The sequence below is a fragment of the Cupriavidus sp. FW306-1B-F12B genome (assembly GCF_058781795.1).
The window spans coordinates 288,307-311,834 of record NZ_JBYSXC010000004.1 but is presented as its reverse complement, the minus strand read 5'-3'; the positions used below and the strand labels follow the sequence as shown (position 1 = coordinate 311,834).

The following is a 23,528-nucleotide window of genomic DNA, read 5'->3' as shown; positions in this document are numbered from 1 at the left end:
CGCAGCGCGGGTTCCAAGGGCTCCGGTAGTAACCTGATTGGAAGCAGCCATGAACATTGTATGTATCGGCGGTGGCCCCGCCGGCCTGTATTTCGGCCTGTTGATGAAACTCCAGGATCCCGCCAACAAGGTCGTGGTGGTCGAGCGCAACCGTCCCTATGACACCTTCGGCTGGGGCGTGGTGTTCTCCGACGCCACCATGGACAACCTGCGCGAGGCCGACCCGGTCTCGGCTGAGACCATCGGCGATGCGTTCAACCGCTGGGACGATGTCGAAGTCCACTTCAAGGGCCGCGCGGTGCGCAGCGGCGGCCACGGCTTTATCGGCATCGGCCGCAAGAAGCTGCTGAACATCCTGCAGGCGCGCTGCGAGGAAGTCGGTGTGGAACTGGTGTTCGAGAACTACGTCGAGGACGACCAGGCCATCGCGCGCAAGTACAACGCCGACCTGGTGCTGGCTTCCGACGGCCTCAACAGCGTGGTGCGCAAGCGCTATGCCGACACCTTCCGCCCCGACATCGACACGCGCAACTGCCGCTTTGTCTGGCTGGGCACGAAGAAGGTGTTCGACGCCTTCAACTTTATCTTCGTGCCGACCGAGCATGGCTGGTTCCAGGCACATGCCTACCGTTTCGAAGACGGCACCTCGACCTTCATCGTCGAGACCCCGGAAGAAACCTGGAAGGCCGCCGGCATCGACCAGATGAGCCAGGAAGAAGGCATCGCCTACTGCGAGAAGCTGTTCGCCCCGTACCTGGACGGCAACCCGCTGATCAGCAACGCCGGCCACCTGCGCGGCTCGGCGATCTGGATCCAGTTCCCGCGCGTGATCTGCGAGAAGTGGGTGCACTGGAACACCCTGGCCGGCGACAGCGGCGTGGAGAAGAAGGTGCCCGTGGTGCTGATGGGCGATGCCGCCCACACCGCGCACTTCTCGATCGGCTCCGGCACCAAGCTGGCGCTGGAAGATGCCATCGAGCTGGCGCGCACCCTGCGCAACATCGACGGCTCGCTGGAAGATGCGCTGAAGCACTACGAAGCCGTGCGCTCGGTGGAAGTGCTCAAGATCCAGAACGCCGCGCGCAACTCCACCGAATGGTTCGAGAACGTCAAGCGCTATGAAGACCTGGAGCCCGAGCAGTTTGCCTATTCGCTGTTGACCCGCTCGCAGCGCATTTCGCACGAGAACCTGCGCGTGCGCGACAAGGCCTGGCTGGAAGGCTACGAATCGTGGCTGGCCGAACGTGCCGGCACGGAGGCCGCCGCCGTACCGCCGCTGCTGACGCCGTACACCGTGCGCGGCGTGGAGTTGAAGAACCGCGTAGTGGTGTCGCCCACCGCCATGTATTCCTGCCAGGACGGCGTGCCGGGCAACTTCCACATGGTGCACCTTGGCAGCCGGGCACTGGGTGGCGCCGGCCTCGTGATGGTGGAAATGACGGCAGTGTCGCCGGACGGCCGCATCACGCCGGGCTGCCCGGGCCTGTGGAGCGACCAGCAGGCGGCGGCGTTTGCCGGCATCGTCGGTTTCGTGCACGAGCACACCAGCGCGCGCATCGGCGTGCAGATTGGCCACGCCGGCCGCCGCGGCTCGACCCAGCTCGGCTGGGAGCAGATGGACCACCCGTTGGCCGAGGGCAACTGGTCGCTGATCGCGGCCTCCGCCCTGCCGTACCTGCCGGGCGTTTCGCAGACACCGCGCGCCATGACCCGCGCAGACATGGACCGCGTACGCGATGACTTTGTCGCCGCCACCCGGCGCGCGGCGGCTGCCGGCTTCGACTGGCTGGAGCTGCAGGCGGGCCATGGCTACCTGCTGTCGGGCTTTATCTCGCCGGTGACCAACCAGCGCACCGACGAATATGGCGGCGCGCTGGAAAGCCGCATGGCCTTCCCGCTGGAAGTGCTGCGCGCGGTGCGTGCGGCATGGCCGCAGGACAAGCCGGTGTCGGTGCGTATTTCCGCCACTGACTGGGTCGAGGGCGGCAACAGCGCCGACGACGCGGTGGCCATGGCACGCCTGTTCAAGGAAGCCGGTGCGGACGTGATCGACTGCTCTTCGGGGGAGGTCAGCCCCGAGCAGAAGCCGGTGTACGGACGCATGTTCCAGACCCCCTTCGCCGATCGCGTGCGCAACGAGGCGGGCGTGCCGACGATCGCCGTCGGCGCCATTACCGAAGCCGACCAGGTCAACGGAATCATCGCGTCGGGCCGTGCCGATCTGTGCGCCATCTCTCGCCCGCATCTGGCCGACCCGTCCTGGTTGCTGCGCGAAACCGCGAAGCTTGGCTACCGCCGCGTCGAATGGCCGAAGCAGTACCTGCTAGCCAAGGACCAGCTTGAGCGCAACCTCGGGCGCGTGGCCGCGGGGGCCTGATGGCTTCCCTATGAACTCACCAGAGAGGAAGACGATGTCGAATACCTCGTATGACACCTACCGCGAAAACGTAGCCGGCCGCGCCGACGTGGAAGACACGCCCGAGCTGGTTTCTTACTACAAGGAGCTCGATGCGCTCAAGACCGGCGCGCTCTGGACCGTGGCCAACAAGATCGAGCCGTGGCAGCCGAAGTCCGAATCGGTGCCGGTGCTGTGGCGCTACCGCGACCTGCGTGACCACGTGCTGCGCTCGGTCGACCTGGTGACGCCGGAGAAAGCCGGCCGCCGCGTGATCTACCTGAACAACCCGGGCCGCCAGGACGTTTCGGCGGCGGTGGGCTGGCTCTACTCGGGCCTGCAGGTGATGCATCCCGGCGAGGCCGCCTCGGCACACGCGCACTCGTCGTCGGCGCTGCGCTTCATCATGGAAGGCAGCGGCGCCTACACCATCGTCGACGGCCACAAGATGACACTGAACGCCAACGACTTCGTGCTCACGCCCAACGGCACCTGGCACGAGCATGGCGTGGCGGCCGAAGGCACCACCTGTATCTGGCAGGACGGGCTGGACATCCCGCTGGTCAATGCGATGGAAGCCGGCTTCTACGCCGTGCACCCGGATCTGCAGCAGGCCGTGACGCACCCGGTCGACGACATGCCGGCGATCTGGGGCGGCAAGGGCCTGCGCCCGCATGAGGGCAACTGGAGCAAGCCGTATTCGCCGCTCTACAAGTACGAATGGGCCCCGACCTGCGAGGCGCTGGTGCGCCACAGCAAGGTCACCGACGGCAGCCCGTTCGACGGCGTGCTGATGCACTACGTCAACCCGGTCACCGGCGGCCCGGTGATGCCGACCATCGGCGCCAGCATGCAGCTGCTGCGTCCGGGCGAAGCCACCAAGGCCCACCGCCACACGGGCAGCTTTGTCTACCAGGTAGCCAAGGGCAGTGGCTACTCGGTCATCAACGGCCAGCGCTTCGACTGGACTGAGCGCGACATCTTCTGCGTGCCGTCGTGGGCCTTCCATGAGCACGCAAACGCGTCGGCCAGCGATGACGCCGTGCTGTTCTGCTTCAACGACCTGCCGGTAATGCATTCGCTCGGGCTTTACCGCGAGCAAGCGCTGGCGGAGAACGGCGGGCATCAGGTGGTCCTTTGAACCTCAGCAGTACCTATTTTCCAAATTGTGCAGCCGCACCGATTGCGGCCTTTTCCGGAGTTATCAAACCATGCGTCTCGTAACCTATCGCGCTGAAGTCGCTGCCGCCGCCCGCCTGGGTGCCATCGTCGACGGCAATGTCGTTGACCTCGCCCGCTTCGGCGCCGCCGTCGGCGTGAGCATTCCCTCCACCATGCTCGAGTTCATCGACCTGGGCCCCGAGGCAGTCCGCTCGACCAGCGCGCTGCTGGACGAATACCGCGGCAAGCTGCCGTTCGGCGTGGCCGTGCCGGCCTCGAACGTCAAGCTGCTGGCGCCGATCCCGCGCCCACGCAAGAACATCTGGGGCATCGGCCTGAACTACGTCGAGCACGTCGCCGAATCCAGCCGCAGCCTGGACACCTCGAAGGAACTGCCGAAGGAGCCGGTGATCTTCTCCAAGCCGCCCACCACCGTGATTGGCCCGGGCGACGCGATCGAGCACAACAAGGAAATCACGCAGCAGATGGACTGGGAAGTTGAGCTGGCCGTCATCATCGGCACGCGCGGCAAGGGTGTGAAGGAGGCCGACGCGCTCAACTACGTGTTCGGCTACAGCGTGATGATCGACATCTCGGCGCGCGACTGCCGCCGCGCCGGCCAGTGGATCTACTCCAAGGGCCAGGACACCTATGCCCCGTTCGGCCCGGTCATCGTCACCGCCGACGAAATCGCCGACCCGCACACGCTGGACCTGTCGCTGACCGTCAACGGCGTGACCAAGCAGAGCTCCAACACCCGCCACATGCTGTTCAAGGTGCCGGCGCTGATCGCGGACATCAGCAAGGGCATGGCGCTGGAACCCGGCGACATCATCGCCACCGGCACGCCCGACGGCGTGGGCGCGGGCCGAACCCCGCAGGAGTGGCTGTGGCCGGGCGACACCGTGGTAGCCACGGTGGAAGGCATCGGCGAGCTGCGCCACCCGGTGGTAGCTGTCTAAATCCCGTCATCCCCGCGCAAGCGGGGATGACCGCTGCAAGCGAGGCACACATATGCTCAATCTGCCCAAATTCAAGGCTGCGGCCGTCCAGGCGGCTCCGGTCTTCCTCGATGCCGACGCCACGGTCGACAAGGTCTGCCGCCTGATCAAGGAAGCCGCCGACAACGGTGCGAAGCTGGTCGCCTTTCCGGAAGTGTTCGTGGCCGGCTACCCGTACTGGAGCTGGCTGACCAACCCGGTCGACGCCAGCCCCTGGTTCGAGAAGCTGGTCAAGGCGTCCATCGAGATCCCCGGCCCGGAGATCCGCAAGATCGCGCAGGCGGCGCAGGCCAACCACATCAACGTAATCGTTGGCGTGAACGAACGCAGCCGCACCGGCGTCGGCACCCTCTTCAATACGCTGGTGACCATCAGCGACGAAGGCCGCATCCTGGGCCGCCACCGCAAGCTGGTGCCGACCTGGGCCGAGAAGCTGACCTGGGCCAATGGCGACGCCTCGGCACTGCGCGTGCACCAGACCAGCGTCGGCCCGCTCGGCTCGCTGGCCTGCGGCGAGAACACCAACACGCTGGCGCGCTTCTCGCTGCTGTCGCAGGGCGAGATGATGCACGTGGCCAGCTATATCGCGCTGCCGGTGGCCCCGGCCGACTACGACATGGCCGAGGCCATCAAGGTGCGCGCCGCCGCCCACTGCTTCGAGGGCAAGGTGTTCACCGCGGTGTCGTGCTCGACCGTGTCGGAGGAGATCATCGAGGCCATGAGCCCGCTGAACCCGAAGGCGCGCGAGCTGCTGTCGCGGCGCAACAGCGCCTTCTCCGGCTTCCTCGGGCCGGACGGCCGCGTCATCGGCGAGCCGCTGATCGACGCGGAAGGCATCGTCTACGCCGACATCGACCTGTCCCGCTGCATCCAGCCGCGCCAGATGCACGACATCACCGGCCACTACAACCGCTTCGACATCTTCGACCTGCGCGTCGACCGCCGCCCGCTGCAGCCCGCCCAGTTCCTGGACGGCGCCAGCCAGGCCTTCGACCTCGACGCCGAGGAAGCGGAACTCAACGCATTCGACCTTTTCGAGAGCAAGTAAATGTCTTTCCTGCTGACGCCCCAGAAGCCGCTGCGCATCGGGCAGATCGTGCCTTCCTCCAACACCACCATGGAGACGGAAATCCCCGCCATGTTGCGCGAGCGCGAGAAGGATTTCGCCGAGCGCTTCACCTTCCACTCCAGCCGCATGCGCATGAAGAAGGTGGTGAAGGAAGAGCTGGAGGCGATGGACCGCGACAGCGACCGCTGCGCCATCGAGCTGTCCGACGCACGCGTGGACGTGCTGGGCTACGCCTGCCTGGTGGCCATCATGAGCATGGGCAAGGGCTATCACCGCGTCTCCGAGGCGCGCCTGACGCAGCGCACCGTCGACAACGGCAACCCTGCGCCGGTGGTGACCAGCGCCGGCGCGCTGGTGGACGGCCTGCACGCCATGGGCGCGAAGCGCGTCTCGGTGGTGTGCCCGTACATGAAGCCGCTGACGAAGATGGTGGTCGAGTACATCGAGAGCGAAGGCATCGAGGTCAAGGACTACACCGCGCTGGAGATCCCCGACAACCTGCAGGTCGCCGCGCAGGATCCGGCCAACCTGCTGGAGATCTACAAGCGCATCGACACCACCGGCGTCGACGCCATCGTGCTGTCGGCCTGCGTGCAGATGCAGTCGCTGCCGTCGATCCAGAAGGTACAGGACGAATCGGGCATCCCGACGGTGTCGGCGGCGGTGGCCACCACCTGGCAGATGCTGCGCAAGCTGAACCTGCGCGCCGAGGTCGCCGGCTGCGGTGAACTGCTGAGCGGCAAATACTGAGCGCCATCCCACGCTTTGGTCGCCCCTGCCCGTGCAGGGACGACGTTTCGCACACGCACATGGACGACATTCATTTCTACGAGCCCACGCGCGGCCATGGGCTCAGGCACGATCCGCTGGCAGCCATTGTCGGCCCGCGCCCGATCGGCTGGATTTCGACGGTGGACCAGGCCGGGCGCGCCAACCTGGCGCCCTACGCATTCTTCAACGTCTTCAACTACACGCCGCCGGTGGTGGCATTCTCCAGCATCGGCTACAAGGACACCGTGCGCAACGTCGAGAACACCGGCGACTTTGTCTGGAACCTGGTGACGCGCCCGCTGGCCGAGCGCATGAACGCCACCAGCGCGGGCGTGGCGCCGGAAGTCGATGAGTTTGGCCTGGCTGGCCTGACGCCGGTACCGTCGCGGCTGGTGTCGGCGCCGCGCGTGCAGGAGAGCCCGGTATCGTTCGAGTGCCGCGCTACCAAAGTCATGCAACTGAACCGGGCCGACGGCGCCATGCTCGATACCTGGATGGTGCTGGGCGAGGTGGTCGGCGTGCATATCGACCGGGCCTTCCTGCCGGACGGGGTCTATGACACCGCCGCCGCACGCCCGATCCTGCGCGGCGGCGGTCCGGCCGACTACTATGAGGTCAGCAAATCGATGCTGTTCCAGATGTGCCGGCCGGCCTGAGGCGCGGCCCTGCCCTCAGTTGGCAGGGCGGTGCAGGTGGATCAGCAGCTTCAGCGTGGCGCGCAGCTCGTCGGCCTTCTTCTTGCCGAGCGGCGCCAGCACATGGTCCTCGTGGGCCCGGGCCTGTGCGATCAGGGTGGAGGTCAGCTTCTGCCCGCGCGGCGTGATGCGCACCAGCGTGATGCGCCGGTCGGTCCCGTGCGGGATGCGCTTGACGTAACCCTGCGCCTCCATGCGGTCGAGCAGGCGCGTCACCGTGGGCTGCTTGGTCACCGAGATCTGCGCCAGTTCCCCGATGCTGATTGGCTTGCCGCCGGACAGCGTGGACAGGACGCGCCAGTCTGAGATGGTGAAACCATTGGCTTGCACGATCACGTGGAATTCCCCCGAGATCAGCTGGCTGGCCTGGGCCAGCAGGGCCGGGGTGTAGTTGTCGACGAAATCGTCGTCGGCGGTGTCGATGGGCTGGTTCATGCGGTCCGATGGGCGGGAAGCGGCCTCGTCGGCCGCGCGACGGGCAGAACATACCACGGCGGTCAAGGGCGCGCCAACCGCGCCCGGAACACAAAGAGCAAGCCCAGCATCGCCGCTGCCAGTCCGAGTTGCTGCAGTCCGCCAATCCCCACCGCCCCGCGCTCTCGTTCAACCCACTCGAACCGCGGCGCGTTCCGATATTCATCCGTCGACACACCGCGATAGCTCATGATGCGCGGGACGAAGTACGCGCGCCACTGCACTTCGAAGCGGTCCACCCGTGCCATGAAGCTGGCGTACCGCGGCGCGTCGCTGCCCGCCAGCCGGTCGGCGGCAAGCAGCAGCGACAGCGGCGGCGAGAGCCAGGCCCATCGCTCCGCCTGCGTGAAGCGCACCGCACGCGCGTGGTCGAACGCGGACGCGACCGGCCGGATCCGCGCTGCCTGGTCGAGGTAGCGCGGCATGAAGCTGACCGGCCATGCGTGCTGCCGTGCCGTGGCCGGGGCCCACTGTGGATTGGCCTGATACCACTCTTCCACCAGCTCCGACATCCTGGCTTCCGCGCTCTGCTGCGCCGCGCGGATCTGGACGATTGCCGCCAGCCGTGACGGCATCGGCATCGTGCGATCCGCCAGCGCCGCGACCATCGCAGGCGTGCCGAAGGTGGCGATGGCCCACAGGCCAAGCCCGGCCAGCACCGCCGTGGCGCCGGAACCGGGCAGCAGGTTGAGCGCAGCGCTGGCCGCACTCCAGAACGCGATGAACGCCGTCACGCAAAACAGCCATGCGAGATACGCCGACAGCGTTGCCGCGGGGTCCAGCAGGAATGCCAGCGCGGAAGCGAGCACGGCAATCAGCCAGACCGCGCCCGCCCGAACCGCGATGGCGGCGAACAGCACACGCCCGCCGGCCGCACCCTGCGCCATCGACATCCGCCACGTGCCGTGTTCGCGCTCGCCCTGGACCATGCCTGCGCACAGGCACACCAGCAAGAGCGGCGCCAGCAGCGCGATCGCCGTCGCCAGGTCGAAGGTGCCGTAGCGCTGCAACAGCGGGTTGGCCAGCCGCTCCTCGTTGCGCGCGTCGGTGTGGCGGATCTCGACAGTGACGCGAATCGACGGCGGCAGGAGGTCCAGCACGCTGCTCGCCAGCGCCAACCCGCCACCTGGCCGCAACTGCGCCACCGGGGCATCCGACCTTGCGAACCGGAATGCCGCCATGGCGGCCTGCTCCGGAGATGCCGGCGATGCCTTGGCCTGGGCAAGGCGCAATGCCGCCTGCCCGTTTGCTTCCAGCTGCTGCAGCTTTTCATGCCATGCGCGCGCACTGAGACCCGATGCCAGCGCGCACGCGCACAGGGCGGCAGCGAACAGCAGCAGCGCCCAACGGGCACTGCCCGCCGCGCAGAAGCGGCGGCATTGCGCGGCAAGCGCCTGCCTGGTCTGTCTAATGGGGCTCATGGCTGTATCCTGCGAAGAGAGAAGAACAGGCCGGCCACGGCCAGCCCGCACCACCAGAACATGATCGCGATCTCCGGCAACGCTGCCCGCAGCGCGAAGAGCGCCGGCGGCATGGTGTAGGCAAAGGGCCGGATTGCGCGCCAAAGCGCGGCGCCGGCGTACCTGGCATCGAACGAAGTCATGCCGCGCGTGTGGCCGGCATCCCATTCATCGATGACCGTGTTGACGCTGCGCCGATAGCGCTCCGCGGCGGCCTCGTAGTCGCGCTGGTGCGAGAGATCCGTTCCTGCCATCTTCATGGCGAAGTTGCGGACCGCCAGCGTGGGGCTCAGCAGCGCGGCGGCGCGCATCACGTTCTCCTGCGCCGCATAGCGCTGCCACAGCGCATCGAAATGCAGCGCATGGACCCGGTCGGCGTAGGCGTCGCGCTCCAGCCGCCGCAGCGGCGCCGCGCCCACGGGCAGGTCCTCGAGGCGCGTGACGCCATAGCGCGACAGCAGCGCCGCGTCATGGCGTTCGGTGCGGGCCGCCAGGCTGCCGTCGCCCGGCAATCCCTCCGTGTAGTCGCGCTGGATCGCCGCCCAGAACGCTTGCGCCGACGGCAGCGGCACGGCATGCCGCGCAACCGCCGCGCCAATGCCCGGGATCACGAAGACAAAGGCCAGCCACAGGCCCACCAGCACGAACAACGCGCTCCTGCCGTCGGCCACCCAGGCCGACACCGCCAGGCCCAGTCCCACCAGGATCGCGGTGTATAGCAGATAGGCGGCACCCAGGCCCGCGGCCCGCCACCAGACCGCACCATCCAGCGTGCCGCCGGCGCTGGCCGCGATGACCGGGGCCAGCGCCACGGCCAGCGCAAACACGGCAAAGCCCGCGCCCAGCGCCAGGAATTTGCCGGCCACGAGCCTGGCCGGCGCCACGCCGGCGCCGTGCATCATGCGCAGTGTGCCGCGCTGCCGCTCGCCGCTGACGGCATCGAAAGTGACGGCGATCACCAGCAGCGGCAATAGCACCGCGAATACGAAGCCGGCGCTCAGGTCGCCGAAGCGGGTGGATGGCAGCGCATCCTGCGCGGGCTCGAAGCGCGCCACATTGCGCCGGTGCGGCTCCAGCCACAGCGCCTGGCCGAAGTAGTCGCCCAGCCCCGGCTCGATCACCGTCAGCGCGGAGGCCGGCCGGAACACGTACAGGCCGAAGTGCGCGCCGCGATGCGGATGCTTGTCACCCTGGTCGTCCCACTGCTGCCGCGTCGCGGCGGCAACCTGCGCCACCTCGCTGGCGACGGCGGCATGCCGCTGCAGCGAGGCCAGGATGGCGACGGCCAATACCGCGGCGCCGATCGCAAGCAGTGCTGCGAAGCGCCCCTCCCTGGCCATCGCCCTGAATTCCTTCACAACCACGGTCCTGATCATGGCGCAACACCCTGCGCGCGCGCATGGGCCAGGTAGGTTGAGGCCAGTGCCTCGTGGCCGACGGTGGCCGCGTCGAACTCGGCCACCAGCACGCCGGCACGCAGGATGCCGATGCGGTCGGCGAGCTGCCTGGCGTTGAACAGGTCATGCGTGGCCATCAGCACCGCCATGCCCGCGTCCGCCGCTTGCCGGACACGGTTTGCCATGTCATCGGCCGCGGCCGGGTCCAGCCCCGAAGTCGGCTCGTCAAGCAGCAGCAATGACGCGGATTTGGCCTGGGCAATGGCCAGGCCCACCTTCTGGCGCATGCCTTTCGAGTATTTCGCTACGCGCCGGCCGTGCGCGTCGCGGGCCAGCCCCGCGCCGTCCAGCAGCGCCGTAGCCTCGGCGCGCGACAGGCCGATGCCGGCAATCGCACAGAAGTAATCCAGGTTTTCCGCGCCGGACAAGTAGGGATACAGCGCGACGTTCTCGGGCAGGTAGGCGACGCGCCGCCTGACCGCAGCCGGATCGGCAACGGGCGACAGTCCGTCGACCAGCACCGTGCCACCGGCCGGCGGGACAAACCCCAGCGTCACATCGATGGTGGTGGTCTTGCCCGCGCCGTTGCCGCCCAGCAAGGCGTAGACGCAGCCCTTCGGCACGGTAATATTCAGGCCGTCCACAACGCGACGCCCGTCGCGATGGACGACCAGGTCACGAATTTCAAGCATGTCGTGTCTCCGTCGAATACGTCAGAAGAAATAGCGTGCCGCCATGCCGGCTTGCCATTTCGGCTGCGGCGCTACCAGCAGCCCCGCTGCGGACCCATACGCGGCCTCGGTCGAGAACCGGTGCGGCTGCAGCACCGCGAACAGCGACAACTGGTATTGCTTCCAGTCGAGCACCGCGCGCAGGTCGAAGCGCGTGTAGGCCGGCATGAAGCGCAGCTGGGTCTGCGGCGTTCCCATGTAGTAGGGAATACCGGTAGTCAGATAGGCATCGGCATTGACGGTCAGCTGCGCGCCCTGCAGCCGCTGGCGGTACTCGGCGCCCAGCTTGAGCTGGTGCCGGGGAACCGACAGCCTGGCCCCCGTGTTGGGCAGCGGGTTGTTCGCTTCGGCCTGGATGATCTGCCCGTAGCTGGCGTAGACCGACACCGGGCGGATGGGCCGCCAGCGGGCCTCCAGCTCATATCCCTTGCGCGTCGTGTCGCCGACCGACTTGAACGATCCGTCCGGCTGCCCCACGATCTCGTCCTCATTCAGCGTGTAGTAGGCTGCTGCGGTCACGGTCAGGTTGTTGGCCGGCGTCGCGGTAAAGCCCACGTCGTAGGATTTCACCTTCGACGGCGACACGTCATAGACCGTGCCGCCGGGCGCGCCCAGCGGGCCCGTGGCCCCGCTGCTGCTGATCTGCTCCGCGGCGGGCGAACGGAAGCCCTGCGCGACGTTGGCGAACAGGTCGAGCCGGGGCAGCACCGACCAGACCGCGCCGAGCTTGGGCGTGGTGACGCCCGAGAAGTAGTCGGTGCTCGCTGCCGGCAGCTTGCGGTTGACGATGTCGTAGTCGAACCAGTCGCGCCGCAGGCCCGCGGTCAGCTTGACCGCTTCGACCGGCTTGAACTGCCCCTGCACGAACAGCCCGTAGGTGAGCAGGTCGAGCTGCTGCGCGTTGATATAGTTCGCAGTGGGCACGCCACGCACCCAGATCCGGCGCTGCGCGTCGCCGCGGTCGCGGCGCACTTCCGCGCCGACCATGAGCGCGGCCCGGTCTCCGAACGTGAAATTGTTGGCCAGCCGGCCGCCGAAGATATTCCGGTCATCCGAACCCACGGTGTGCTGCACGCTGCTGGTGGCAATGCCGCGCTCGCGCTCGAAGGCTTCCCCGTACAACGTCGCATGCCAGCCGTCCTCGCCATGCGCCGGGGCGCGATTCAGCGCGAACATCGAACGCTTGCCGCTGCCGAAGCCCGGCAGCCCGTATTGCGTGGAGCGCGGGTCCACCTTGCCGGATTGCAGGTCGCTCAGCAGCAGGTAGCCGGCGGCTGTCGATTCGGAGCGATAGTGGTTGAGCCGCAGGCTGTAGACGCCATCGCCGATCCTGGTCGACAGCTTCCAGAAGAAGTTGTCGCGGTCGGTGCTGCCGTCGTACCGGTAGCTATGGGTGCGGTAGATATCGGCCACGAACAGCGACCGGATCGACTCGGACCCGGGCCGCAAGGCATGGCTGCCTGACAGGACCAGTGTTGCGCGCTTGCCGTTGTACCGGTCGAAGCCGATGCCGATACTGGAGGGCACGTCGCCCGACTGCGTGCTGATCGGCACGGCACCCGCCCGGTTCTGGTCGCCATACAACGCGGACACCGGCCCCTTGACGACGTCGATCTGGCCGATCATGTCCGGGGTCAGCCATTCCAGGAATGCAGGCCCATGTCCGGCGCCGGCCTGGCTGGACGGCATGTTCTGCGGCACCCCGTCCACATAGACTGCGGTGTCGGCGCCGTGCGTGCCCTGGGTGGCGAAGCCGCGCATGCGGAAACCGTTGCCCGTGTCGCCCTGGTCGATGTTGTTGGCCACCACCCCAGGTACACGACGGAACATGTTGGAGATGTCCCGGCCGATATTGATGGTGCCCAACTCGTCGGCGGTGACGACCGAGACCGCGGCCGGCAGGCCGGTGCTGTCCGTGGTCACGAGCTTGCGCTTGCCTTGCAGGCTGGTGTCCTGCGTCGCCACCACGCTGACTTCCGGCAGCACCGTATGCTGGCCTTCGGCAAATGCGGCCTGGCTGAAGACGCCCGACGAGAGCGCGAGCAGTGTCCAGGCCAGGGGGCGCGCGGCACCCGTGTTTTCGTTCTTGTTCATGAGGCCTCGCGGCAGCCCGGCGGTATCCGCTAAGGGCACCGGGCTTGCCGTACAAAATTCAGACGTGAGGATGCCGCCCGCCTGGCATGACGCAGCGGACGCGCAATCAGATGTAAGGGAAAGGGATGCGGCCGGGGGTTAGCCGGCGGCGCGGGCCAGCGCCGGTGGCGCGCGCAAGGCGGGCGGAGAGAGGAAGCGGGTACGCCATGTCGGCGCGGCGACATCGACCTGCCGTACCCGTGACAACAGGCGCAGGATGACGCAGAGCAATTGCACCGCGATGGCGGCGCTGATGAAGAGATGCAACCGGGGCGAGCACCACAGGCAATCGCATTCCGTCGTGCCATCGGCAGGCACGCGGTCCGTGTCGGACGTGTCCGGCGTGGCGGCCGTATCGGGGATTGCGCCTGCGCTTGTGTTCGCCACGACAGCCTCCAACCGCGTTCCCGGTACCGCATGCACGTGCGTCACCGCGGCCCACGCCTGCACTAGCAAGAGCAGAAGCACGGCCCAGATGAGACGAACGATGTTCGCATGCTTACGCATTGATGGAGGCGCTGGCTGTGTCGACCGGCGCCATATTAACGCAACTCAATTGCAATTGTAAGTCGATGCCGCGACATATTGCTGCCGCCCGGCACCACCAGCGGCGGCGCAGGTCTGCCTGTCCTGCAAGCCGCTAAAGACTGCACCGTTCCCGCCGTTAAGCAAGAGTTGGCCAGCGAAGACATTGGCAAGACAGGCAGCCGGCACGCCGGCGCCTGCACTTCTGGGGTGGAAACGGGGGACAGACATGCAAAACCTGGGGATTCGCATACGCCTGGGCGCGGCGTTTGGCGCCATGTGGTCGCTGATGGCGATCGGGATCGCGGTGGCCTTGCCGCGGATGCAGGATGCGGCCGATGCGCGCCGCCTGCTGATCGCGTTGGGCGTGGGTGGGCTATGCCTGGCGGTGGGCGCGGTCTGGGCGCTGGCGCGCAGCATCGAGGCGCCGTTGTCCGAGGCCGTCTACATTGCCGAAACCGTGGCGGCGGGCGACCTCAGCCAGGAGTTCGACACCGAGCGGGGCGGCGAGTTTGGGCGGCTGCTGGGCGGCCTGGGAGAGATGGAAGACATGCTCACCGACCTGGTGACACGCATCCGAGCTTCCACCGATTCGATCACCGCCGCTTCGCACCAGATTGCCGCGGGCAATACCGACCTGTCGCAGCGCACGGAAGAGCAGGCAGCGGCGCTGGAAGAGACCGCGTCGAGCATGGGCGAGCTGACCTCGATGGTGCAGCAGAACACCGAACGCGCGCGCGCCGCCAACGGGCTGGCGGCAACCGCATCGGGCATCGCCGCGCGCGGTGGCGAAGTGGTGGGCAACGTGGTGCAGACCATGTCGGCGATCAGCGCCAGCTCGCGCAAGGTCACGGACATCATCGAAGTGATCGAAGGTATTGCCTTCCAGACCAATATCCTGGCGCTGAACGCGGCGGTGGAAGCCGCGCGCGCGGGTGAGCAGGGGCGCGGCTTTGCCGTGGTGGCCGGCGAGGTGCGCACGCTGGCGCAGCGCAGTGCGTCGGCGGCGCGGGAGATCAAGCAGCTGATCGACGATTCGGTGCAGCAGGTGGACAGCGGCTCGGCACTGGTGGGCCAGGCCGGCGAGACCATGCAGGAGATCGTTCAGGCAGTGGCCAGCGTGACCGGGCTGCTGGGCGAGATCACTGCGGCCTCTGAACAGCAGAGTGCCGGGATTGCGCAGGTCAACGAGGCGGTGGCGCAGATGGACACCGTGACGCAGCAGAATGCGGCGCTGGTGGAGCAGGCGGCCAGTGCCTCGCACGAACTGGCGGGCCAGGCCACTGAGCTGCAGCGCGTGGTGGGCGAATTCAAGCTGGATGCGGAACCGGCGTCAGCACAGGCGCCGGGGCATGGCGCATTCAGGCAGGTTGCTGCGTTCGGCTGATGTGGGCAGCGCTGCAGCTGCGGCCATGGCCCGCTGACCGCTTGTTTGCCCCCCTCTCCCGCAAGCGGGAGAGGGGGGCAAACCCGCGGGAGGCAGGAGCCTTCAGCAATTCAAGCCGTCACGCAAGCCGGCAGCACCGCCTGCACCGCCGCCGCAAAGCGCTCGACGATGCGGTCAATATCCTGCGGCGTGCAAATAAACGGCGGTGCGAACAGCACGTGGTCGCCGCGCACGCCGTCGACCGTGCCCCCCATCGGATAGACCAGCAAGCCATTCTGCATCGCGGCGGATTTCAACCGCGCATGCGTCTTCAGCGCCGGATCGAGCGTGGCCTTGCTGTCGCGGTCGGCCACGAACTCCACGCCAACGAACAAGCCGCGTCCACGGACATCACCCAGGTTGGGATGGTCACCCAGCACCTCGCGCAGCCGCGCGCGCAGTTGCTCGCCGCGGGCCAGCACGTTGGCCAGCAAATTGTCTTCGGCGATGGTGCGCTGTACCGCCAGCGCCGCGGCGCAGGCCGTGGCATGGCCGATATAGGTATGGCCATGCTGGAAGAAGCCGCTGCCGCCGACGATGGCGTCGTAGATCCTGCGCGTCGACAGCATCGCGCCGATCGGCTGGTAGCCCGCGCCCAGGCCCTTGGCAATGGTGACGATATCGGGCACCACGCCATCCTCTTCGCACGCGAACAGGTAGCCGGTGCGGCCCATGCCTGACATCACCTCATCCAGGATCAGCAGCACACCGTACTTGTCGCACACGGCGCGGATGCGCTTCAGGTAGTCGCCCACCGGCGGCACCGCGCCGGCGGTGGCGCCCACCACGGTTTCGGCGACGAAGGCGGCCACGGTGTCCGGGCCGAGTTCCAGGATCTTCGCTTCCAGCTCGTCGGCCAGGCGCTGTGCGTACTGCGGGTCGGTCTCGCCGGCCTGCTGGTCGCGGTAGGCATAGCACGGCGACACGTGGTGCGCCGGCACCAGCAGCGGCAGGAAGGGCTCGCGCCGCCAGGCGTTGCCGCCGATGGCCAACGCGCCCAGGGTGTTGCCGTGGTAGCTCTGGCGACGCGCGATGAAGTGGCGGCGGCTGGGCTGCCCTACTTCGACGAAATACTGGCGCGCCAGCTTCAGCGCCGACTCCACCGCTTCGGAACCGCCGGAGACAAAGTAGACATGGTCGAGATCGCCAGGCGCGGCCTGCGCCAGCGTCTCGGCCAGCGTTTCCGACACCTCGGTGGTGAAGAACGAGGTATGCGCGTAGGCGATGGTGTCGAGCTGCGCCTTGATCGCCTCGATCACGCGCGGATGGCCGTGCCCCAGGCACGACACGGCGGCGCCGCCGGAGGCGTCGAGATAGCGCCGGCCTTCGCTGTCGATCAGTTCGATGCCCTGCCCGGCAACGGCAACGGGCAGCTTCTGGCGCGGATTGCGATGGAATACGTGGGTCATGATGATGTGGTGGTGGGGCCGCGCGTCAGCGGGGCAAAGCGGAATCGGTGTCGGCGGGGCAGCGCTCCAGCACGCGGCCGGAAAACGCGGGCAGTGCGCTGCCTTCGCTGTCCGTCTGCGTGGACTGTTCCCAGACCCTGGCGCCGTTGACCCAGACGCCGTGGATGCCGGTGCTCAGTTGCAGCGGGTCTTCAAAGGTGGCACGGTCCTGCACCCGGTCCGCATCGAACAGCACCAGGTCGGCAAACGCGCCCGGCACGATCCGGCCGCGGTCCGCCAGCCCGTATTGCTGCGCAGCCAGGCCGGACATCTTGTGGATTGCGGTTTCCAGCGTCATCAGCTGGTCTTCGCGCACCATGCGCGCCAGGATGCGCGGGAAGGTGCCCCACTGGCGCGGATGCGGGCGCGGATCGAAGGGCAGGCCGTCCGAGCCGAAGATGGTCAGCGGAAACTGCGCAATGCGCTCGACGTCGCGCTCATCCATGATGAAATAGATCGCCGCCGCGGGGCGCAGCTTTGCCAAGAGCGCGTCTTCGTCCAGGCCAAGCTCCTGCATCAGCTCGTGGAAGTCGCGGCCGCCCGCGGGCGGGTAGCCGGTGGACCAGGTGACCATGGTGCGCGTGGACTGGCGCACGCGGTCCAGCCGCAGCATGGTCGAGGTCGCGGGATAGGGATGGCAGTCCAGGCACAGCGGCTGCAGGCGCGCGGCGTCGGCCAGCAGCCCGAGGGTTTCGACCGAGCGGCCATGATTGCGCTTGCCCGCGACCTTGTGGTGGGAAAACACCACCGGGCAGCCAAGCGCGCGGCCAATGCGCAGCGCTTCTTCGATCGACGGCACGATGTCGTCGGTCTCGTCGCGCAGGTGGGTGGAATAGACGCCGCCGTGGGTGCGGACCGGCTCGCTCACGGCGATGATCTCGGCTTCGGTGGCGGCTGCCGCGGGCGGATAGAACGTGCCGGTCGAGACACCGAAGGCGCCCGCCTCCATCGCCAGCCTGACCTCGTCGCGCATCGCAGCGATTTCTTCTGCATTGGCGGCCCGGTCCAGTTCCGGCATCGCGCGCACGCGCAACGTCGAATGCCCGAGCAGCGGCACCACGTTGACATTGGCCGGCGTCGCGCGCAGCGCGTCGAGCCACTGCGCGAAGGTATCGAAGCGGAACAGCGCGGGCGGCCCCAGCAGGTCCAGCGGCTGCGGCGGCGCGCTGCTGACCAGCGGTGCCACGCTGATGCCGCAGTTGCCGGTGACCACGGTGGTGATGCCCTGCGACACCTTGGGCGTCATGTCCCGATGCACCAGCAGGTAGCCGTCGTCGTGCGTGTGGGCATCGATAAAGCCCGGTGCCAGCACGCGGCCGGCTGCGTCCACGGTATGTTCCGCAGTCATGTCAGCGCAGTCGCCCACGGCGACGATGCGGTCGCCCGCGACTGCCACATTGGCCACGCGGCGGGCTGCGCCCGTGCCGTCCACGACCGTGGCGTTGCGGAAGATCAGGTCGGCGCGCCGGGGCGCGGCTGGTTGCGATGCCATCGTCAATCCTTGTCTCGTCGGCGGTGTTATTGCGGCGTGATGCCGGCCTGCCTGACCACGGCCGCCCATTTGTCGGTTTCACGCGCGGCATAGCCGGCCAGCGCCTGCGGCGTGCCGCCGACCGTCTCGGCGCCCAGCGCGGCGAACTTGTCCTTGATGGCCGGATCCGCCAGCGCGCGGTTGAAGGCGCCGTTGAGCTTGCCCACCACCCCGGCGGGCGTGCCTTGCGGCGCGACCAGGCCGCCCCAGGCCACCCCTTCGAAACCCGGCACGCCGGACTCCGCGATGGTGGGCAGCGCCGGCAGCAGCGGCGAGCGCGCCAGGCTGGTCACTGCCAGCGGCTTGAGCTTGCCGGCCTTGATCAGCGGCAGGATGGTCGGCATGTTGTCGATCAGCACATTGACCTGGCCGCCCATCACATCGGTGGCGGCCTGCGGGCTGCCCTTGTAGCCGACGTGCGTCCAGGCCAGCCCCGCCTTGTCCGCGAGCAGCTGGCCGGTCAGGTGGCCGGACGTGCCCTGGCCCGGCGAGGCATAGGTGACCTTGTCCGGGTTGGCCTTGACGTAGGCCACCAGCTCGGCAAAGGTCTTCACCGGCATCTCCGGCCTGACCGCGATCACATTCGGCACCTTGAACAGCAGCACCACCGGCACGAAGGCATCGGGCCGGTACGGCAGCTTGCGGAAGGTGCTCTTGTTGATCGACAGCGTCACGTTGTTGGCATAGCCGAGCGTGTAGCCGTCAGGCGCGGCACGCTCCAGTTCGGAGATGCCGATCACGCCCGAGGCGCCGGGCTTGTTGTCGATCACGAACGACTGGCCCAGCGACTTGCCGACTTCGGCGCCCAATGCGCGCATCAGCACGTCAGGACTGCCGCCGGCGGCTGACGGCACCACCAGGCGGATCGGGCGCGACGGATAGCTGTCCGCCACTGCCGGGCCAGCCAGGCCCGCGGCGCCCAGCCACAACAGGGTGGCCATGAGCCGTCGCTTTTGCTGCTGCCTTTGCTCTTGCATCTCGTTATCCCGTTCAGTACCTGGGTTGGACCCGGCTACGCGTTTGCAGTATAGGGGCATGGCCCGAGTCAATGCAACATTTGTTTCCTTAATCATTATTATGAAACAACAACGATGCGACGCCGGCGCGAATGCCTTTGCCGCAACGGCCCCGAACTCCATGAAACAGTCGTTACAGCCATCGGGGCGTCGCACTGCGGCACAGCCCCTGCGCCTCAAGGAAGCGCGCCGCCGCCAGTGCCTGGTTCTCCAGCCATGGCGCGGCCACGATCTGGATGCCTGCGGGCAAGCCCTCGCCCGCGCACGGCGCGGCCACCACGGGCAGGCCCGCCAGCGACAACGGCCGGGTCAGGTGCCCGGCATCGGCACGCGGGCGATAGATGCGGCCGGTGCCGTTGACGGTGTCGGCGCCGATCGGCGTGGCCGCATAGGGGGTTGAAGGGGCCAGCAGCAGGTCGACGTCATCGAACAGCGCCAGCAGCCGCTGCCGCCACGCCGACTGGTGCTGGCGCGCGATGTCATACCAGCCGCGCGGCATCGCCAGCCCGGCCAGGATGCGCTGGCGCACGAAGGCGCTGTAGCCGCCATGGCGCTCGGAGAACCCCATGGCCTGGTGGTTGCGCCCGACTTCGTAGGCGGAGATCACCGAGGCGGCGTCGCGCGCCGTGTCGGCGTCGGGCAGGTCTATGGTGCGCACCGCGCCAAAGGCCGAAGCCACGCGCAGCACTGCCGCCTGCACCGCGGGCTCGGCAAAATCAGAGAAGCCGCGGCCGAGCACGCCGACGCGCAGCGTCGCGGCACCACGGCCTTGCGGATCAGCAGGCGCGTCCACGCCGAGCATGGCCGCATAGGCAAGCGCGAGGTCACCGGCGCTGCCGGCCATCGGGCCGACCGTATCCAGGCTCTGCGCATACGGCACGCATCCGGCCAGGGACAACCGCCCCGTGGTCGGGCGCAGCCCCCAGATGCCGCAGAACGCTGCCGGGGCGCGGATCGACCCATTGGTATCCGAACCCAGCCCGAACGGCACCACCCCGGCAGCCACCAGCGCCGCGGTGCCGGCCGACGAGCCGCCGGTGATGCGCGACGGATCGAGCGGATTGCGCACCGGACCGCCGATCACGTTCTCGCCGGTGGCGCCGCACGCGTATTCGTCCATCGCCGCCAGCGCAACGGGCACCGCGCCCGCGGCGACCAGCGCCTCGACCGTATCGGCATGGCGCGGTGCCGGCGGCTCCTGCGCGCGTGGCGCGGCGCCGGCCAGCGTGGCGTGGCCGCGCACGTCCAGCAGGTTCTTCACCACGAACGGCACGCCCGCCAGCGGCGGCAGCGGCCGGCCCTGCGCGCGCAGCCGGTCCAGCGCGGCGGCCTGCGCCAGTGCACTGTCCGCCAGCAGCGCCGAGCAGGCATTGAGCGGCGCGGCGGCTTCGGCGCGCTGCAGGGCGTCTTGCACCAGGTCGAGGGCAAGCCGCTCGCCGCTGCGTACCTGCGCGGCCATGGCGGCGGCGATCAGCGTGTCAGCAGCCATGCTGCCCCTCCGCTTGCGCCAGCGCCTGGCGCAGGCCCGCCACCATGGCCGCCATGCCGGCCAGCAGCGCGGCGGCCTGCTCGCAATCCTGAGGTGCCACCGGCACCTGCAGGCTCGCGGCGGCTTGCGCCACCAGGCCGGCGGGAGCGTCGTCGCTTGCTTGTGCCATGGTTGCTTGCGCCATCCCTCAGCTCCGCGATTGCATCAGCTGGCGCGGAATCGCCAGGATCAGCACGGCCGCGGCCAGCATCAGCCCGGCCAGCGCCAGCACGCCCAGCGAGATGCTGCCGGTGCTCTGCTTGATGCCGCCCATCAGCACCGGGCCGATCAGGCCGGCCAGGCTGGCCGCGCTGTTGATCATGGCAATGCCGCCAGCCGCGGCGGTGCCGGCCAGCACGCGGCCCGGCAGGCCCCAGAACATCGACAGCGTGGCCATCAGGCCGGAAATGCCGATAGTCAGGAACACCATCGCCATCACCGTGTTGTGCGGAAACAGCGTGCTCGCCCACATGCCAACGGCGGCCACCAGCAGCGGCAGCGCGGAGTGCAGGCGGCGCTCGCCGGTGCGCTCGGCGTGCGTGGCGTTGACGTTCATCGCCACGCACGCGACCGCATACGGGATCGCCGTCAGCATGGCGATCTCAAGCGGCGACGACATCCCGGTCGACTGGATGATGGTGGGCAGCCAGAACACCAGGCCGTAGTTGCCAATATTGAACAGCAGGCAGATCGCCATCAGCATCCACAGGATCGGCGACTTGAGCGCGGCGATGAAGCGGGTGTTCTTCTTCGCGTTCTCGGTGGTCAGCGTGCGCGTGATGGCGCCCGCTTCGGCCGGCGTGAGCCACGGCGCGGCCTCCGGCGACTCGGGCAGCATGCGCAACAGCAGCAGGCCCAGCACGATGGCCGGCAGCGCCTCGATCAGGAACATCCACTGCCAGCCTTGCAGCCCGTGCAGGTCATGCGTGGCCGACATCAGCGCGCCGGAGATCGGGCCGCCCAGCACCATGCCCAGCGGCATCGCCAGGAACAGGATCGACATGATGCGCGACTGCCGGTCGGCCGGGTACCACTTGTTCAGGTACATCACCGCGGCCGGGAAGAAGCCGGCCTCGGTCACGCCCAGCAGGAAGCGCGCGGCGTAGAACTCCATCGGCGTGGTCACGAACATGGTCGCGGCGGATACCAGCCCCCACAGGATCATGATGGCCGCCATGCTGCGGCGCATGCCGAGCCGGTAGATCAGCAGGCTGCTGGGCACCTGGCACAGCATGTAGCCCCAGAAGAAGATGCCGGCGCCCAGGCCATAGACCACGTCGCTCAGCCCCAGCGCCTGCTGCATCTGCAGCTTGGCGAAGCCGACGTTGACCCGGTCCAGGTAGCTGAAGAAGTAGCACAGCACGATAAACGGCACGATGCGGCGCGTGACCTTGGCGAACGCCGTGGCGGCGGCGTCCGGCAGCAAGGCGGCGTGGCCCGGGGACTGCGGGATGGCTGGCTTGGCCAGGGACATGATGGATCTCCTCCTTGTACAGGCGCGCGGGATCCGGCGCCATGGAGATGCCATCATAGCGGAACATGAAACAAACGTTCCACTAACGTTTACGCTGAAACAAACGGTCTTATTCCTTCAAGTGACGCGGAAGACCCGCCCCAAGAAAAAGGGCGGCAATGCATGCCGCCCTGTGGTGCTGTCAGGCTGGTGTGCGTGGCCTGTCCGCCGCACGCTTGCGCGGGGCCTTGCCGCCGCCTCTTGCCGGCGGCGCTGCCGGCTCGGTGACATCCTGCGAGGCGCCGACCATGGTCAGGGCGTTGCCGTGCTCGTCCAGCGTGACCTCGCCTTCCTCATGGATGTCGCGATGGCTGCCGTCGGGCAGCTGGATGCGGTAGTCGACACTGTACGGCGCCTTGTCGACGATGGCCGCGCGGATGGCCGCCTGCACGCGGGCGCGGTCTTCCTCGACGATCGACGCCAGGTAGCGCTCCATGGTCACCTTGAACGCCTGCGGGGCCCAGCCGAAGATGCGGTAGGCCTCGTCGGTCCAGGCGCAGTCGTCGGTCTGGATATTCCAGTACCAGCCGCCCAGGTGGGCAATCTCCTGCGCCTTGGCCAGCAGCGCCTCGTTCTGGCGCAGCGCAGCCTCGGCGCGGCGCCGCTCGGTGATGTCCAGGCTGACGCCGATCATCTTGACCGGGCGCTGGTCGAAGTCGCGCACCAGCGTGGCCCGCGACGAGATCCAGCGCGTGGTGTCGCCGTGCACGACGCGGAACTCCCACTCGTGCATCTCCTGCGCGCCCAGCGTGCGCGCCAGCACCTCGCGCAGGCGCGCAACGTCGGCCGGATGCACGCAGGCCCAGAAGTCGTCCATGTTGCGGATATGGCGGCCGAACAGCGTGACGTCGTTGGACGAGTAGGTCAGGCCATCGGTCAGCACGTTCCATTCCCAGGTGACGATGCCCGAGACCTCCTGCGCGAACTTCATGCGCGCCTCGCTCTCCATGATCTCCGCCAGGTGCTTCTGGCGCAGTTCCTTGATGTGCGGGTCAGAGGCGGTGCTGGCCTCCAGGTCGGCGATGGCCTGCTCGCCGTAGCGCAGCCACAGCCAGTTGACGCCCAGGAAGCGCGCCAGCGCGAGCAGCCGCTCGTATTCGATCTCGCCGCCGCGGGTCCACTTGTGCACCGCCGACGGCGATACCGACAGCGCCTCTGCCACCTGCTTGAGCATGATCCTTTTGCCTTCCAGCACCCCCTTCAGGCGCGTGGCAAAAGTGTCTTCCGTCATGGGCATCCCCTCTGCTTTTTTTC

At 68.0% G+C, this 23,528-nt stretch carries 20 protein-coding genes; 7 read left to right on the top strand and 13 right to left on the bottom strand.

What is annotated here, in order from left to right:
* The first annotated feature begins 49 nt into the window (after window positions 1-49).
* From AC3WLE_RS09625 to AC3WLE_RS09600, 6 genes are all read left to right on the top strand, one after another.
* A complete protein-coding gene (locus AC3WLE_RS09625) occupies window positions 50-2,377 on the top strand; it encodes a bifunctional salicylyl-CoA 5-hydroxylase/oxidoreductase (protein ID WP_492356055.1) in 2,328 nt (775 codons plus the stop codon).
* A gap of 34 nt (window positions 2,378-2,411) precedes the next feature.
* Window positions 2,412-3,536 (top strand): cupin domain-containing protein, encoded by a 1,125-nt coding sequence (locus tag AC3WLE_RS09620; RefSeq protein WP_492356056.1) that lies wholly within the window; start codon window positions 2,412-2,414, stop codon window positions 3,534-3,536.
* A gap of 70 nt (window positions 3,537-3,606) precedes the next feature.
* Entirely contained in the window at window positions 3,607-4,518 is a 912-nt protein-coding gene (locus AC3WLE_RS09615; protein WP_492317244.1) for a fumarylacetoacetate hydrolase family protein, read from the top strand.
* Window positions 4,519-4,570: 52 nt separating this feature from the next.
* Complete coding sequence (locus AC3WLE_RS09610; RefSeq protein WP_492356057.1) at window positions 4,571-5,605, top strand: carbon-nitrogen hydrolase family protein; 1,035 nt, start codon at window positions 4,571-4,573, stop codon at window positions 5,603-5,605.
* Window positions 5,606-6,376 carry a maleate cis-trans isomerase family protein gene (locus AC3WLE_RS09605; RefSeq protein ID WP_340520341.1) on the top strand — a complete coding sequence of 257 codons (771 nt, stop codon included), beginning with the start codon at window positions 5,606-5,608 and terminating at the stop codon, window positions 6,374-6,376. It abuts the gene before it with no gap.
* 59 nt (window positions 6,377-6,435) lie between these two features.
* The gene (locus AC3WLE_RS09600) at window positions 6,436-7,053 is read left to right on the top strand and encodes a flavin reductase family protein (protein ID WP_492352371.1); all 618 of its coding nucleotides are present in this window, start codon (window positions 6,436-6,438) and stop codon (window positions 7,051-7,053) included.
* Window positions 7,054-7,068: 15 nt separating this feature from the next.
* Here the strand turns inward: AC3WLE_RS09600 and AC3WLE_RS09595 are convergent, their stop codons facing one another.
* From AC3WLE_RS09595 to AC3WLE_RS09570, 6 genes are all read right to left on the bottom strand, one after another.
* Window positions 7,069-7,527 (bottom strand): MarR family winged helix-turn-helix transcriptional regulator, encoded by a 459-nt coding sequence (locus tag AC3WLE_RS09595; RefSeq protein WP_492356058.1) that lies wholly within the window; start codon window positions 7,525-7,527, stop codon window positions 7,069-7,071.
* A gap of 62 nt (window positions 7,528-7,589) precedes the next feature.
* Entirely contained in the window at window positions 7,590-8,141 is a 552-nt protein-coding gene (locus AC3WLE_RS09590; RefSeq protein ID WP_492352392.1) for a DUF3526 domain-containing protein, read from the bottom strand.
* 842 nt (window positions 8,142-8,983) lie between these two features.
* Window positions 8,984-10,384 (bottom strand): ABC transporter permease, encoded by a 1,401-nt coding sequence (locus tag AC3WLE_RS09585; protein ID WP_492356059.1) that lies wholly within the window; start codon window positions 10,382-10,384, stop codon window positions 8,984-8,986.
* Between the two features lie 14 nt (window positions 10,385-10,398).
* A complete protein-coding gene (locus AC3WLE_RS09580; protein WP_492317239.1) occupies window positions 10,399-11,115 on the bottom strand; it encodes an ABC transporter ATP-binding protein in 717 nt (238 codons plus the stop codon).
* Between the two features lie 21 nt (window positions 11,116-11,136).
* Window positions 11,137-13,248 (bottom strand): TonB-dependent receptor, encoded by a 2,112-nt coding sequence (locus AC3WLE_RS09575; protein ID WP_492356060.1) that lies wholly within the window; start codon window positions 13,246-13,248, stop codon window positions 11,137-11,139.
* Window positions 13,249-13,386: 138 nt separating this feature from the next.
* Complete coding sequence (locus AC3WLE_RS09570) at window positions 13,387-13,794, bottom strand: DUF2946 family protein (protein WP_492356061.1); 408 nt, start codon at window positions 13,792-13,794, stop codon at window positions 13,387-13,389.
* Window positions 13,795-14,041: 247 nt separating this feature from the next.
* Between AC3WLE_RS09570 and AC3WLE_RS09565 the strand changes: the two genes are divergently transcribed.
* Window positions 14,042-15,199: a methyl-accepting chemotaxis protein gene (locus AC3WLE_RS09565; protein ID WP_492317236.1), complete on the top strand. Its 1,158-nt coding sequence runs from the start codon at window positions 14,042-14,044 to the stop codon at window positions 15,197-15,199.
* A gap of 110 nt (window positions 15,200-15,309) precedes the next feature.
* Here the strand turns inward: AC3WLE_RS09565 and AC3WLE_RS09560 are convergent, their stop codons facing one another.
* The 7 genes from AC3WLE_RS09560 to AC3WLE_RS09530 form a co-directional block, all read right to left on the bottom strand.
* On the bottom strand, window positions 15,310-16,647 hold the full coding sequence (locus AC3WLE_RS09560; RefSeq protein WP_492356062.1) for an aspartate aminotransferase family protein: 1,338 nt from the start codon (window positions 16,645-16,647) through the stop codon (window positions 15,310-15,312).
* 25 nt (window positions 16,648-16,672) lie between these two features.
* Window positions 16,673-18,178, bottom strand: coding sequence for an N-acyl-D-amino-acid deacylase family protein (locus AC3WLE_RS09555; protein ID WP_492317234.1), 1,506 nt, complete (start codon window positions 18,176-18,178; stop codon window positions 16,673-16,675).
* A 26-nt stretch (window positions 18,179-18,204) separates the two neighbouring features.
* Window positions 18,205-19,158, bottom strand: a complete 954-nt coding sequence (locus tag AC3WLE_RS09550) for a Bug family tripartite tricarboxylate transporter substrate binding protein (protein ID WP_439672094.1) — start codon at window positions 19,156-19,158, stop codon at window positions 18,205-18,207.
* 208 nt (window positions 19,159-19,366) lie between these two features.
* Entirely contained in the window at window positions 19,367-20,722 is a 1,356-nt protein-coding gene (locus AC3WLE_RS09545; protein ID WP_492356063.1) for an AtzE family amidohydrolase, read from the bottom strand.
* Window positions 20,712-20,891: a hypothetical protein gene (locus AC3WLE_RS09540; RefSeq protein WP_492317231.1), complete on the bottom strand. Its 180-nt coding sequence runs from the start codon at window positions 20,889-20,891 to the stop codon at window positions 20,712-20,714. Before AC3WLE_RS09540 ends, AC3WLE_RS09545 begins: the two co-directional genes overlap by 11 nt.
* An 18-nt stretch (window positions 20,892-20,909) precedes the next feature.
* The gene (locus tag AC3WLE_RS09535) at window positions 20,910-22,235 is read right to left on the bottom strand and encodes an MFS transporter (protein WP_492363571.1); all 1,326 of its coding nucleotides are present in this window, start codon (window positions 22,233-22,235) and stop codon (window positions 20,910-20,912) included.
* Window positions 22,236-22,416: 181 nt separating this feature from the next.
* Complete coding sequence (locus tag AC3WLE_RS09530; protein WP_492356065.1) at window positions 22,417-23,505, bottom strand: helix-turn-helix domain-containing protein; 1,089 nt, start codon at window positions 23,503-23,505, stop codon at window positions 22,417-22,419.
* Between the last annotated feature and the right edge of the window lie 23 nt (window positions 23,506-23,528).